The 13,498-nt window shown below is 61.3% G+C and carries 13 protein-coding genes; 2 read left to right on the forward strand and 11 right to left on the reverse strand.

The annotated features are described in order from the left end of the window. The 7 genes from XalbCFBP2523_RS13230 to arfB form a co-directional block, all read right to left on the reverse strand. A partial coding sequence (locus XalbCFBP2523_RS13230; protein ID WP_211286566.1) for a phospholipase effector Tle1 domain-containing protein occupies positions 1 to 1,204 on the reverse strand: 1,204 nt, incomplete at its 3' end. Positions 1,205 to 1,899: 695 nt separating this feature from the next. Then, positions 1,900 to 2,073: a hypothetical protein gene (locus XalbCFBP2523_RS16600; protein ID WP_155394562.1), complete on the reverse strand. Its 174-nt coding sequence runs from the start codon at positions 2,071 to 2,073 to the stop codon at positions 1,900 to 1,902. Between the two features lie 25 nt (positions 2,074 to 2,098). Further along, complete coding sequence (locus XalbCFBP2523_RS17215) at positions 2,099 to 2,374, reverse strand: hypothetical protein (RefSeq protein WP_230599181.1); 276 nt, start codon at positions 2,372 to 2,374, stop codon at positions 2,099 to 2,101. A 1,389-nt stretch (positions 2,375 to 3,763) separates the two neighbouring features. Then, complete coding sequence (locus XalbCFBP2523_RS13245; RefSeq protein ID WP_104629971.1) at positions 3,764 to 3,949, reverse strand: hypothetical protein; 186 nt, start codon at positions 3,947 to 3,949, stop codon at positions 3,764 to 3,766. A 940-nt stretch (positions 3,950 to 4,889) separates the two neighbouring features. Then, the gene (gene dcp / locus XalbCFBP2523_RS13250) at positions 4,890 to 7,040 is read right to left on the reverse strand and encodes a peptidyl-dipeptidase Dcp (RefSeq protein ID WP_045766486.1); all 2,151 of its coding nucleotides are present in this window, start codon (positions 7,038 to 7,040) and stop codon (positions 4,890 to 4,892) included. Positions 7,041 to 7,319: 279 nt separating this feature from the next. Next, positions 7,320 to 7,874 carry a lysophospholipid acyltransferase family protein gene (locus XalbCFBP2523_RS13255; RefSeq protein WP_045757430.1) on the reverse strand — a complete coding sequence of 185 codons (555 nt, stop codon included), beginning with the start codon at positions 7,872 to 7,874 and terminating at the stop codon, positions 7,320 to 7,322. Positions 7,875 to 7,925: 51 nt separating this feature from the next. Continuing rightward, the gene (arfB, locus tag XalbCFBP2523_RS13260; RefSeq protein ID WP_045766487.1) at positions 7,926 to 8,357 is read right to left on the reverse strand and encodes an alternative ribosome rescue aminoacyl-tRNA hydrolase ArfB; all 432 of its coding nucleotides are present in this window, start codon (positions 8,355 to 8,357) and stop codon (positions 7,926 to 7,928) included. Positions 8,358 to 8,498: 141 nt separating this feature from the next. Between arfB and XalbCFBP2523_RS13265 the strand changes: the two genes are divergently transcribed. Beyond that, entirely contained in the window at positions 8,499 to 9,029 is a 531-nt protein-coding gene (locus XalbCFBP2523_RS13265; protein WP_012917534.1) for a DUF2059 domain-containing protein, read from the forward strand. A gap of 86 nt (positions 9,030 to 9,115) precedes the next feature. Here the strand turns inward: XalbCFBP2523_RS13265 and XalbCFBP2523_RS13270 are convergent, their stop codons facing one another. Further along, on the reverse strand, positions 9,116 to 9,946 hold the full coding sequence (locus XalbCFBP2523_RS13270; protein WP_230599182.1) for a pseudouridine synthase: 831 nt from the start codon (positions 9,944 to 9,946) through the stop codon (positions 9,116 to 9,118). A gap of 2 nt (positions 9,947 to 9,948) precedes the next feature. On the opposite strand from XalbCFBP2523_RS13270, the gene XalbCFBP2523_RS16785 reads away from it, so the two are divergent. Next, on the forward strand, positions 9,949 to 10,092 hold the full coding sequence (locus tag XalbCFBP2523_RS16785; RefSeq protein ID WP_170064238.1) for a hypothetical protein: 144 nt from the start codon (positions 9,949 to 9,951) through the stop codon (positions 10,090 to 10,092). A gap of 22 nt (positions 10,093 to 10,114) precedes the next feature. Here XalbCFBP2523_RS16785 and ubiB read toward each other — a convergent pair whose 3' ends face one another. From ubiB to oleD, 3 genes are all read right to left on the reverse strand, one after another. Further along, positions 10,115 to 11,773: a ubiquinone biosynthesis regulatory protein kinase UbiB gene (gene ubiB / locus XalbCFBP2523_RS13275; RefSeq protein ID WP_012917536.1), complete on the reverse strand. Its 1,659-nt coding sequence runs from the start codon at positions 11,771 to 11,773 to the stop codon at positions 10,115 to 10,117. Further along, positions 11,770 to 12,411, reverse strand: coding sequence for a ubiquinone biosynthesis accessory factor UbiJ (locus XalbCFBP2523_RS13280; RefSeq protein WP_045766855.1), 642 nt, complete (start codon positions 12,409 to 12,411; stop codon positions 11,770 to 11,772). Before XalbCFBP2523_RS13280 ends, ubiB begins: the two co-directional genes overlap by 4 nt. A 65-nt stretch (positions 12,412 to 12,476) precedes the next feature. Then, the gene (gene oleD / locus XalbCFBP2523_RS13285) at positions 12,477 to 13,487 is read right to left on the reverse strand and encodes a 2-alkyl-3-oxoalkanoate reductase (RefSeq protein ID WP_045766488.1); all 1,011 of its coding nucleotides are present in this window, start codon (positions 13,485 to 13,487) and stop codon (positions 12,477 to 12,479) included. Positions 13,488 to 13,498: the final 11 nt, after the last annotated feature.

Below are 13,498 nucleotides of genomic sequence, written 5' to 3' on the forward strand. Positions count from 1 at the left end.
GCAGCGGCGGTGCCGCTGACGCATGCGGTCGCTCCCGGAAGAACGCCGGCAGCGCCGGATCGGTGTGTTCGGTCGATACCGCCACCGGGCGCAAGGGCAAGTGCGCGCGTAGCCCGGCATCCAGGGATTGCGCATCGAATGGAGCCAGGGTCATAGCCGGGCCGGCCAGATCATGCACATGCACGCGATGCCCGAGGGTCGTCGCCATGGTGGTGGTGTAGTAGGAACCGTGCTGTTCGGAGCGGTGAATGACGTTCATTTCTGGCGCGCTTGAGACCGCGCGCGGTTGCAGGAACGGCTTGTCACTGAGGCTATTAACATAATCCGTCAGCAGATTGCCGTTGCGTACCGACAAACCATCGAGCCGGTAGGAACCGCCGATATCCGAATGCGCGCCAGGATGGACCAGATTGAGGAATCGCCCATCGTGGGAATGGCCGGGATGCAGGATGTCCTTGGCCGGGAACAGATCGCGGCGTTCGTCGCGGGCGCTGAGCTGCAAGCCCGATACCACCGAGGGCGGCAAGCGCACGTCGTGGAAATTCATCTCGCCGGTGGCGACCGGGTCCAGCAAGCCGACGACCTGCGCGGTGCGGCCTGGTGGCACCAGCGGTGGATGCGTGGGAGTGAGTTTGAGGATTTCGCCGTGTGGGCCTTGATCGATTTTCATCCCAATCGGATCCTGGATGCCGCGCTCGTGGACCATGCGGGTAAACATGGCCGCAGTGACCGCACCACGACTGAAACCGGTGGACAGGATGCTGATTTCGGCTTGCGGATCTTTTTTTCTCCAATCATGCACCTGGCGGATGAACTTCAAGTACATCTCTTCCATCCGTGGGCCATAGCTATAGCCCAGAGCGCCGTCGGCAATGCGGGGCAAGGCATCGTCTTGGGTGCCTACGCCGGGGACGTAGTGGCCCCTGATGTTGTTGATGCCCCTCGAGTACGCCAAGTCTAGTTGATCGCTCAATATCCCAATATTGGTGATGTGCTGAGGATCTTTGTGCTTGTCGTTACCGGTGCCATCGAAGCAGGCCACGAACAAACGAGTGTGGGGGCTCTGTTGGCTGACCAGCAGCGGTGCCTGGAACTGCGCCAATGCATGGCGGCTGTGTGCATATGTCGCCAAGTCTTGCGCCGTTGCTGGATACGTTTCCACGTCATCCGGCCATGTCTTTGCATCGGTATGTTCGTTGCCCATTGCATGCTCCCTGGCGAGGACGCCATCAGTAGGTTTTGGTGTAGGCGAGGATCAAATCGTTGCGTGAGTTGCTATATTTGTTACCTGGCTCTTGCAAAACAGTAGTNATGATGTCCGGGCGAATATCTGCCTGTAGGATCGGCGGCAACTGATTCTGCGGCACATGATGCAGGATCACCTTGTCCTTGAAGATGGCTTCGAGATCGACCAAGGCATGATGCGGCTGGCCATCCTTGGAGCGCCATGTCACCTCGGCGGGGGGGGGGAAGTGCGGGAAGTTGCGGATGCCGATATGCGATGCACCCAATGTATCATCCGGGTACTTGTCTCCCAACGACGCCGATGAAATCGTCTTGGTATCATCCGGAATGTTAAGTAAAGACATGTCGTCATAAATCACCTTGCAACCATAGGTGTCGTAGCAGGCCACTCCGAACGCATGCGTACTGAACGGTATCGGCTTACGGGTATCGATATGCACGGTGTTATGGGCATCAACGGGAATATTCCCGATCAGATGGATGCCGGGAGGTTCATTGGTCGGAGCGTTGGTCGGTGTGTTCATGCGCGAACATCCAGTCAGAGAGTGAGCGAAGATGGCGGTGAGCAGAAGGGGAAGTGCTGCACGGGACGGCGTGGCAAAAGGAGGTCGCACAGCCATGGTTCCACCAGTGGGAAGGAAGAGAAGCAGCCTACTACCCAACGCGGGAGCACGATAGAGCCGTGTCGGTTTGACTGACCAGCAGCGGTGCCTGGAACTGCGCCAATGCATGGCGGCTGTGTGCATATGTCGCCAAGTCTTGCGCCGTTGCTGGATACGTTTCCACCTCATCCGGCCATGTCTTTGCATCGGTATGTTCGTTGCCCATTGCATGCTCCCTGGCGAGGACGCCATCAGTAGGTTTTGGTGTAGGCGAGGATCAAATCGTTGCGGAAATCACTGTCTGGGTTATCTGGATTCCGTAGCACAGTCATCTGCACCATTGCTTTCATATACACATTGATGGTGCGGTCGTTCACTTCCAGGATGATGTCCGGAGAAATATCCGCGTGCAGGATCGGTGGCAACTGATTCTGCGGCACATGGTGCAGGATCACCTTGTCCTTGAAGATAGCTTCGAGATCGACCAAGGCATGATGCGGCTGGCCGTCCTTGGAGCGCCATGTCACCTCGGCAGGGGGGGAAGTGTGGGAAGTTATGGATGCCGATGGTGCCGGCGTGAAGGTTGCCAGGGTAACGCCTTCCTAGCGACGCCGACGAGATTTGTTTGACATCGTCGGGATCGTTGGCCTCATACCTGTCGTTGTACAGCACCTTGCAGCCATAGGTGTCGTAACACATCGCCCCGAACGTATGTTCGGCAAACGGTATCGGCTTACGGGTATCGATATGCACGGTGCCATGAGCATCGACGGGAAGATTGCCGATCAGGTGGATGCCGGGAGGTTCATTGGTCGGCGCGTTGATCGGCGTGTTCATGCGCGAACATCCAGTCAGAGAGTGGGCGAAGACGGCAGTCAGCAGAAGGGAGAGCGCTGCACGTGACGGCGTGACAAACGGAGGTCGCACAGCCATGGTTCCACCAGTGGGACGGGAGAAAAACAACCTACTGCCCAGGGCGTGATCGCGATAGCGCGGTGCCGGCTTGGACGGATTGAGCGGCTATTCATGTCATCCACCATCCATGTCCGGCATGCACAGGTTAGAGTAAAACGCAAGCCACTACATTGATATCAGGAATTTCGCCGTTGTGGCATAGGGTTTTTCCTACAGCATCTTTCCGCATCAACATCACACTGACTATCCGGCCGATGACATTGATTTTATTGACTTGCCGACATCCCAACGGATAACCCAGTTAACCGACACAGACAATCAAGGCCTTATGCACATTGTTTTCAGCGCATCATCACTACTACAATCCAATGCACAGGCAATACCTCGCATCGCCTCAAATAGAATTCATGCAACTCATCTTGAATCATCTTGATTTTCCGATTCAGGGCTGAAAATACACCATCAACGCAATATTGGATTAATCATATATGGAACACAACGACCTAATACCTGCACTTCTATTAATGTATCTTGGGCTCATCATTTCTGCCGTATCCCTAATACTTATCCCAATCTCGCTTGCACTTAAATTTAATAAATTTACAATAAAATTTCTATTCAATGCTCATGGAGCTATATGTATAGGACACGCCTATATTTTTTTAAAATTTCTGAAGGATATTTTTTATAGGAAAAACGAAATTGACCCTTATGTTTACCACCTTCTCCTATGGTCCGCAGTAGGCACGATTTATTTCATCCTATTTGGCTACAGCGCATATATGCGTGGAAGGGGACGAATTATTTCAATTTATTATTATTATTCAATATTTATTATCTTCGGAATTGCCCCCCTTCTTGTAATAGCTTCAGCATTGCCTGGGCCATTCAGTATTTTTCATTTAATCCTGTAGCTTTGGTGGTCACTTCGATAGGAGATAGTCATCGCCAACGAATACAGACACGATTAGATAAGTTCGGAGCCTTCAACCACACGCAACTCACCCCGTACTGGCAAGCAAAGCGGCAGTGACGGATTGGCGTGCCGCTTCCGTCGAGATAATCACACCAGCCGATGACGCAACTGACCTTCTCTTATGCACAGTGTTATGGGCATCGACGGGAATATTCCCGATCAGGTGAATGCCGGAAGGTTCATTGGCCGGCGCGTTGATCGGCGTGTTCATGCGCGAACATCCAGTCAGAGAGTGGGCGAAGACGGCGGTGAGCAGAAGGGGAAGTGCTGCACGTGACGGCGTGGCAAAAGGAGATCGCACAGCCATGGTTCCACCAGTGGGAAGGGAGAAAAACAGCCTACTGCCCAGGGCGTGATCGCGATAGCGCGGTGCCGGCTTGGCGCTGCTCAGGCGCCACGCGGGATGAGCGGCCATCATGGCGCCGCGTCCGGCATGTGTAGTCTCTCATCGCTGGCAAGCTGTGAGAATCAGAATTCTGACTGCCGTTTTGTAGGAATTTTCTTACAGTGTCGCTTCTTATCAACATGACACTGGCAACCAGATTTTTGAGCATCCCATGTCTTGCGTTCTGTTGGCGGCACTACTTTCGATCTACCTGCATGCAGGCAGCAACGTCGTCAAAAGTCCATCCGTCATCGTGGCGACACGATGCCTGCGCGGGGTAGTGCCGGCAAGCTGGTGACGTTCATTGATCCTCGGTCTGCATGCCAGTGATGGAGTGATCCGACTCCAGTGAAGAGCGCACTTCATTGCCTGAAGGGGTCGAAGAGGACGCATTATTTTGTGCGCTCCCTTCACTGCCTTCAGTGCAATTGTCAGCCGGTAACTGCCATGCCCATTCCTGCCTGCCACCGCCAAAGTGGCCGCCACGCTTGACCGCCACCACCCCAATTTCCGCTTTGCCCGTTTCATCGCATAAACCGAGAACCCGGCCTCGCAGGCTTCCCGATACACGTCCTTCGCCGATTTGTTCACTCCCGCATAGGCAGGGCGCTACTTTCCCACGGTCGTCTGCCAGTGACGCACGACATGGGCCGCGATGCCGCAGCCCGGCAAGCGCTAACGACGGCAGGTCGCATACGCCATAATGAAAAACGGGATGGCCACACGGCCATCCCGTTCTTGAACTCCGTTTCTAACAAGACGCGGATCAGTTCTTCAAACCGCGATTTTCCAGCAGCGGTTCGACACTGGGGTCCTTGCCACGGAAATCCCGGTATAAGGTGGCCAACTCGACACTGTTGCCCCGAGAGAGGATCTTGGCACGGAAGATGTCGCCATTTTTGCGCGACAAGCCGCCGTTCTCCTTGAACCACTGGAACGCGTCGTCGTCGAGCACTTCCGCCCAGAAGTAGGCAAAGTAGCTCGCCGAGTAACCGCCGCCCCAAATATGGTCGAAGTACGTGGTGCGGTAGCGCGGCGGCACTTGCGCCAGGTCCACCTTGTACTTCTTCAGTGCGTCGGCTTCGAACTTGTCCACCTCCTGCAGCGGCGCGTCGGCTGGCAGCGTGTGCCAGGCCAGGTCCAGCAGCGCGGCCGACAGGTACTCGGTGGTGATGTAGCCCTGGTTGAAGGTACGCGCCTTCTTGATTTTTTCGACCAGTTCGGCCGGCATCGCTTCGCCGGTCTTGTAGTGCTTGGCGTAATGCGCGAACACCTTCGGGTCCGAGGCCCAGTGTTCATTGAGCTGCGAGGGGAACTCGACGAAGTCAGGCGCCGTGCTGGTGCCGGCGAGCGAGGGGTACTTCACCGCGGAGAACATGCCGTGCAGCGCATGGCCGAATTCGTGGAACATGGTGGTAACTTCGTCGAAGCTCAGCAGCGCCGGCTGGCCCGGCGCCGGCTTGGTGAAGTTGCAGACGTTGTAGACCACCGGCTTGGCGCCGGTCAGGCCATTCTGCACAACCAATTGATCCATCCAGGCGCCGCCTGACTTGCTATCGCGCTTGAAGTAGTCGGTGTAGAACAGCGCCATCGACTTGCCGTCTTGGTCGAACACCTCGTAGACCTTCATGCCGTCGTGGTAGGTCGGGATGTCGGTGCGTTCCTTGAAGGTGATGCCGTAAAGCTCGGTGGCGGCGTAGAACACGCCGTTCTTGAGCACGTTGTCCAGTTCGAAGTACGGCTTGATCTGCGCTTCGTCGATATCGTACTTGGCCTTGCGTACCTGCTCGGCGTAGAAATTCCAGTCGGCGGCGGTGAGCTTGAAGCCACCCTTCTGCGCATCGATCACCTTCTGGATTTCGGCGCTCTCGCTGTGTGCCTTGGCGGTGGCGGCAGGCACCGTGTCGGTGAGCAGCTTCAGCGCCGCCTCCGGGGTCTTGGCCATCATGTCGCTGAGTCTGTAGGCGGCATAGCTGTCGAAACCGAGCAGCTTGGCTTTCTGCGCGCGCAACTGAGCCAGGCGTTGGATGCTCTGACGGGTGTCGTTGGCGTCGCCTTTTTCGGCGCGCGACTGCGAGGCCGCCATGACCTGCAGGCGCAGGTCACGGTTCTTGAGCGAGGCCAGCGCCGGTTGTTGGGTGGTGTTTTGAAGGGCCAACAGGTACTTGCCATCGAGCTTATGTGCGCTGGCGTCCTGCGCGGCCGAGGCGATGTCGCCATCGGACAGGCCGTCGAGTTTGGTTTTGTCGTCCACGACCACGGCGCCGGCGGCGGTGGACGCGACCAACTTGTTGTGAAACTGGGTGGACAGCGAGGTTTCATCGACGTTGAGTTTGCGCAGCGTTGCTTTGTCGGCATCGGACAGTTGCGCGCCTGAGTGCACAAATTCGTCGTAATCGTGCTCGAGCAGGTGCTTTTGCACCGGATCCAGGTTCAGTGTGTCGCGCTGGTCGTAGAGGCTTTTGATCCGCGCGAACAATTTCGGATCCAGGCTGATCTCATCCTGGTGCGCAGCCAGTTTGGGCGCCACGGTTTCCTGGATCTTCTGCCGCGCCTCGTTGGTATCGGCCTGGACCAAGCCAAAGAAAATACGCGACACGCGTTTCAAGGTTTCGCCGCTGCGCTCCATCGCCTCGATGGTGTTGGCGAAGGTCGCAGGTTCGGGGTTATCGGCGATCTTGCGGATTTCGGCCAGCTGCTGCTTCATGCCCTCCTCGAACGCTGGCAGGAAGTCGGCATCCTTGATCTTGTCGAACGGCGGCGCCTGGAACGGCAGCGGGCTGGGGCTCAGCAGCGGATTGGCGGCGGGCTGCGCGGGGGCAGGAGCTGGAGCAGCAGGCACAGCGGTGGACTCCTTACCGGAACAGGCGACCAGCGCCAAGCTGATGGCGGCGGCCAGAATGACAGTACGCGACATGAAGTGGGACTCCTGAGAGGACCTTGGGGCCAAGGCGACCAAGTACCTTACCGGGTTTGCGTTGCAGTGGCATGTGCCATTGGATCGTGCGGTGGCGCGGGGAAGGCCGGCCGACGCGCCGACGCTGGGGAGGGCAACGGTGCGGCGGCATGAGCGCCATCCATGCAACGGTGCTCGGTGCGGTACCTCCACGCATTCAGCGACGATGCCATGCTGGTCGGAGCGGGCTGCCCCTTGATGCAGACAACCGCCGCTGCTCCGATAGCGAGAATGGTCAGCTTACAGCGTATCGCGATGTTTGCCGCGCCATGGGCGGTACCAAGTGCGGATGGCGGCGATGTCCGCCTGCATGTCCTCGCTGGTGCGGACCGGTTCGCCCAGGCCGACCGTGCGGCTGGGGTAATCGAAATACACCGGAAAAATCGGCACCTGCGCATCGTGGGCGATCTTCCAGAAGCCGGTCTTCCACTTCTCCACCCGCTTGCGCGTGCCCTCCGGAGTAATCACGTACCACATGCGCTCGGCGTCGCGAATCAGCGCCACCGCCTGTTCGATCACCCCGCGCGGGGATTTGCGATCCAGCGGGATGCCACCGAGCTTGCGCAGCAACGCGCCCAGCGGCCACCAGAACAATTGGGTCTTGCCGAGCACGCGCACCTCGAAGCCGACCGCGAACTTGACCGCGAAGCCCAGAAACCCATCCCAATTGGACGAGTGCGGCGCCACGATCATCACCAGTTTGGGCAGGTCCGGAAACTCGCCCACCACCCGCCAACCGGTGAGCCGCAAAGCGGTCCGGCCGAGCCAGCGCATGCAGCGGCTGGGCTTGACCATCGGCATGTTCGGGGTTGCGGGGGGCAGGCGGAAATCGCGTTCGCTCAAAGGTCACTCCCAACGGCCGGGCGAGCGGCCACGTTTGATTTGGCCGCGCTCGCGCTTGGCGTCCAGGCGCCGCAGCTTGGAACCATGGGAGGGCTTGGTGGCGATGCGCCGCTTCGGCACCAACAACCCGGCGGCAATGAACGCGGCCAGACGCTGGCGCGCATCGTCGCGATTGCGGTCCTGGGTACGGAAGCGCTGCGCGTCGATCACCAGCACACCCTCGGCGGTGATCCGGCGGTCGCGCCGCGCCAGCAGCCGTGTGCGTAGCGGTTCTGGCAGCGATGGCGAGCCGGCCAGATCGAAGCGCAATTCCACCGCGGTGGCGACCTTGTTCACGTTCTGCCCGCCGGCGCCACTGGCGCGCACGAAACGCTCGAGGATTTCGTCCTCCGGAATCGCCAGGTTGTTCGAGATGTGGAGCGCGCCGTTACCCATGCGCCGATTGTAGGGCATCGGCCAGACGCTGGATTTCCCCGCGCCGGCTGCCAGGTCGCCGACCGGCGGCAGGGCAATCGCGGCGGCACCGCCGCGATTGCCGTATTCTGGCTGCTACCTCATCGCCACGCAGGATGCTCCATGAATTCGCTCCCGCGCTTCTCCCATCGTTGGCCGCAACGCCTGCTGCTGAGCATGCTGCTGGCCCTGGCCAGCGTGCCGGCCCTGGCCGAGGCACCCAGTGATGCCGACATCAACCGCCTGCTGTCGGCTTCGCGCGCGCAAAACATGCTCGACACCATGCTGCCGCAGATCGAGGCGATGCAACGCCAGCAGTTCGCGCAACTCAACGCGCAGCGCCACTTCAGTCCTGCGCAACAGCAGAAATTGCAACAGATCCAGGAGCGTACCCAGGCCACCGTGCATCAGGCCATGTCCTGGCAGGAGATGCGCCCGCTCTACGTGAATCTGTACAAGCAGTCGTTCTCCAAGCAGGACGTGCTGGCGATGGCCGAGTTCTACGAGAGCCCAGCTGGCCAGAGCATGCTCGACAAGACTCCGCAACTGATGCAGAACCTGATGGTCGCGATGCAGCAGAAGATGGCCCCGCTGCTCGCCAACCTGCAAAAAGAACTGGAACAGACCGTCAACGCGCCGCCAGCCAAGCCTTGATCGGTTGTGGGAAGTCCTCTCGCGTCTCGCGGACACGCACACGGTGGCCGCGATGTCAGTGCAGCGGCGTTGACGCGACCGGATGCTTACGACCGCGCATGCGCAGTGTTGCCTGTGTTCGCATCGACGCATACAACTGCTGCTGACGGGGACGCATGATCGCCACTGGGCGCGGGGAACAACACGCCCTCGCTATCGCTCGGCCGCCACGGCACCGCCGACCAACCGAACAATCCGAATGCACGCACGAACTGGGCATCCAGCGGCGCGCGCACTTCGACGCGATGGCCGTGCGGATGCGCAAACGCCAGGCGTTCGGCGTGCAGCAGCATGCGGTGTATTCCCTGCATGCGGAAAATGCGGTTGTGACGACCGTCGCCGTGACTGGTATCGCCGATCAGATGGTGCGAGAGGTGCTTGAGATGACGGCGAATCTGGCGGAAACGCCCGGTCACCGGGCTACAGCGCAGTAGCGCATAGCGGGAGGTCGGAAACTCGCCCGAAGGCACCGCCAGTTCGCCGCAGGCCAGGCGTTGGAAGCGGGTTTGCGCAGGTTTCTTCAACGGTTTGCCGGGACCGCCGTCGAGCGGATGATCGACCTCGAACCGTATCTCGGCCGGCCAACCCCGGCAGATTGCCAGATAGTCCTTGTCCACCTCCCCGCCCATCAACGCTTTGCCCAGCAGGCTCGCGGTGTCACGGTCGAAGGCCAGCAACAAACAGCCACTGGTGGCACGGTCGAGCCGGTGGATCAGGAAGATCGGGCGCCCCAACTGCGCGCGCAGGCGGTCGGCAAGGAAATCGTCTTCGCCACGGGCAAGCTTGCTGTCGTGGGCCATCAGCCCAGCCGGCTTATCGACCACGGCGATCAACGGATCCTGGTAGAGAATCTGCAGGAAATCGGCGGAAGCGTTCACGGTTGCATTATCCGCATCGCATCGATGCGCCACAACGCCAGCAGTGCCGCATCCTCGCCGCTATACATGCCGCGATGGCAACCGGCTATCGCAGCAGCCTGGCGGTGAACAGCCAAACTACACGCGGCACCCAGCGCATGCAGTAACGAAGAGGCAGCGCCGCGAGCGCTAGCGCCGCCACCACGCTGCCAGCAACGCGCACGCTCCGGCAGCACTGCTAATCCACGCCCACAGCGACGTCCCACCCAATTGCGGTCCACCGGCATTGAGCGCGTACAGCAAAGTGCCCACCGTGAGCAGGCCAACGCCGGCGATCGCCGCCACCACACGGCGCTGGATGCGCCGAAGGAACAGGTTGAGTTCGGCCAGATCGTGCGAGCGCATCGACAGCTCGTGGCGGCCTTCGACCTGTTGACGCAACCAGCCATGGATCAGCCGCGGCATGTCCGGCGCATGGGTCATCAGTTCCGGCAGGCGCTTGCGCAACTCTTGCAGCACGCGCTGAGGGCTGTAACGCTGGATCAGGATGCGTTCGAGCACCGGCCGCGCGACCGCCCAGATGTCCAGTTCCGGATCCAACTGGCGGCCCACGCCCTCGATATTGAGCAAGGTTTTCTGTAGCAGGATCAGTTGCGGCTGCAACGTGAGCTGATAGCGCTGGGCCACGCGGAACAGTTTGATCAGCACCTCGGCCAGCGAAATCTGCGACAGTGGCCGGGTGAAATACGGCTCGCACACCGAACGCGCTGCCGCCTCCAGCTCGTCGATGCGCACGTTGGCCGGCATCCAGCCCGCTTCCACGTGCAACTCGGCCATGCGCCGGTAGTCCTTATTGAAGATGGCCATGAAGTTCTCGGCCAGGTAGTACTGATCTTCCTGCGAGAGCTGGCCCATGATGCCGAAGTCCAGCGCGATGAAACGCGGGTTGGCCGCGCGCGCCGGGTCGCCGTCGACCCAGATGTTGCCGGCGTGGGCGTCGGCATGGAAGAAATTGTCGCGGAACACCTGGGTGTAGAACACGCGCACGCCCTTGGCCGCCAGCACCCGACGGTCGATGCCGGCGGCATCCAGCGAGGCGATGTCGTCGGAGGGAATGCCGCGCACCCGCTCCAGGGTCAGCGCGCGCTCGGCGGTGTGGGTCCAGATCACCTCGGGCACGTACAGATCATCCGAGTGCAGCCAGAACCGGCGCAGCACGCTGGCGTTGGCGCCTTCGCGCTGCAGGTCCAGCTCCGCGGCCAGGGTGGTCTCGATCTCGGCCACCACTTCGCGCGGACGGATCTTGTCGGCGCGTGGGTGGGTGCGCTCAAGCAACGCCGCGGCGGATTTCAATAGCGCGATGTCGGCGTTGATTTGCATTTCGATGTCTGGGCGCAGCACCTTGACCACCACCTCGCGGCCATCGTGCAGCGTCGCCGCGTGTACCTGCGCGATCGAGGCCGAGGCCAGCGGCTCGGTGTCGAAACTGGCGAAGGCCACCGCGATCGGCCGGCCCAGCGCCTGCTCGACGATGCGCCGCGCCGCCTCGCCATCGAATGGGCGGACCCGATCCTGCAACAAGGTCAGTTCCGCGGCCACGTCCGGCGGCATCAGGTCGCGGCGGGTGGACAGGATCTGCCCGAACTTGACGAAGAGCGGCCCCAGATCCTGTAACGCCAGGCGCAAGCGCGCACCGCGCGACTGCGCGGCGATGTCGGGACTGGCACGCGGCACGAACGGCTTGGCCAGGTCCAGCCATCGTTCGATCGGGGTGCCGTCGAGCAGATCATCCAGGCGGTAGCGCAAGATCACCCGGCCGATGCGGCTGGCGCGAAACAGCGCCTTCATGCGCCGCGCTCTGGTTGCAGCCGCAACAGCCGCGCGGCCAGACGCTCCAGATCGTCGCGCAGGATATCGACGTCGTCGTAAAACGCCTCCAGTTCGGCGCGCGCGACCACGTCGCGGGATTCCTCGGTGATGTACTCGGCCGCGCTATGCGCCAGATCCTGCGCACCGTGCCAGGCATGCTGCAACGCCGAACGCACCGCGTTGGCCAATTGCACCCCAAGCACCTCGCCGAACACCTGGGCAAACGGCTGCTGCCAATCCGGATCGAAACGCGCGGCCAGTTGCTGCAGGCGGCGCGCCAGTTCGGCGTCGCCGGACACACGCACCCGCCCGACCGGGCTGCCGCCGCGCCGCGTCTGCGCCAGGAACGGCAGTTGTGCGAACAATCCACCGAGCGTGCTGCGCACCGCCAGGTCCGGCTCCTGCGCCGGGTCCACCGGGCCGACCCGCAGCCGGGTGCCGTCCACGCGGATCTGCAGGGCCAGCGCTGGCGCCTCGATGGTCAACGCCACCCGCTGACCATCGAGGTCGCGCAGGGCCTGGCAGGTCTCGGGGTCCAGCGCCAACACGCGATTGAGCGCCGCTTCCAGCGCACGGCCGGCCAGGGGCTTGAGAGCATCAAGAGGGGAGGGTGACATGTCCGGCATTCTACAAGGCTGCAGTGATGAGACATGCGCCTGCGGCGCGGGGCTATCTTGCTTCGCTAACGGGTCACGTGGGTACCGTGATGCCATGAGGATGCCAGGTGTTGCAAGCCTTGCGCGATCGACACCCGCGGCACGTAGCCGAAATCGCGCCGCGCCGGTTCCATGCTGTACCAATGCGGGGTGCACAACTGCTCGGCGAGGAAACGGGTCATCGGCGGCTCGCCGCGCAGGCGCAACAGCGGCCACAGCGTCTCGCAGACGCAGGCGATGCGGTAGGCGGTCTTGAACGACAGCGTCTTGGTCACGGCCGGCGCACCGACCGCGGCGAGCAGCCTGTTCAACACCTCGCGCATCGGCAGTGGCTCGCCATTGGAAATGAAATAGGCCTTGCCGGCGCAGGCCGCGCCCACCGCCAGATGGTCCAACGCATCGAAATGCGCCTGCGCGGCGTTGTCGATGTAAGTGGAATCGACCAGATTGTCGCCGTTGCCGACCAGGCGCAGGCGGCCCGCCTGCGCACGCGTCACCAGTTTGGGCAGGATGTGTTGATCGCCCGGCCCCCAGATCAGGCGCGGCCGCAGTGCCATCACCGCCAACTGCGCGTCGTTGGCGGCGAGCACCTTGCGTTCGGCGAGCATCTTGGTCGCCGCATACGGTGCCTGGAGATCCTCCGCGTATGGCACCTCGTCCGCGCCCAGGCCTTCGACCGGATGGGCGGCGCGGTGGGTCACACTCGGGGTGGAGGTGTAGATCAGCCGGCCCACCCCATGCGCACGGCATGCGGCCAGCACGTTCTCGGTGCCGACCACATTGGGCTGGTAGTAACTGTCGTAGCTGCCCCAGACGCCGGCCCTGGCGGCGTTGTGGAAGACCGCGTCTGCACCGGCCAACGCATGCCGCAGCGCCTGCGCGTCGGTCAGGTCACCACGCACCTGGGCCACGCCCAGCGTCCGTAGTTCTGCATAGTGGCCACGGTTGTAACTGACCACCTGGTGCCCGCGCGCGACCAGGCCACGACACAAGGCCTGCCCCAGGAACCCGCCACCGCCCGTCACCACAATCTTCATCGTGTCGCATC

It is taken from the genome of Xanthomonas albilineans (assembly GCF_002939705.1).
In the GTDB taxonomy this organism is placed as follows: Bacteria; Pseudomonadota; Gammaproteobacteria; order Xanthomonadales; family Xanthomonadaceae; genus Xanthomonas_A; species Xanthomonas_A albilineans.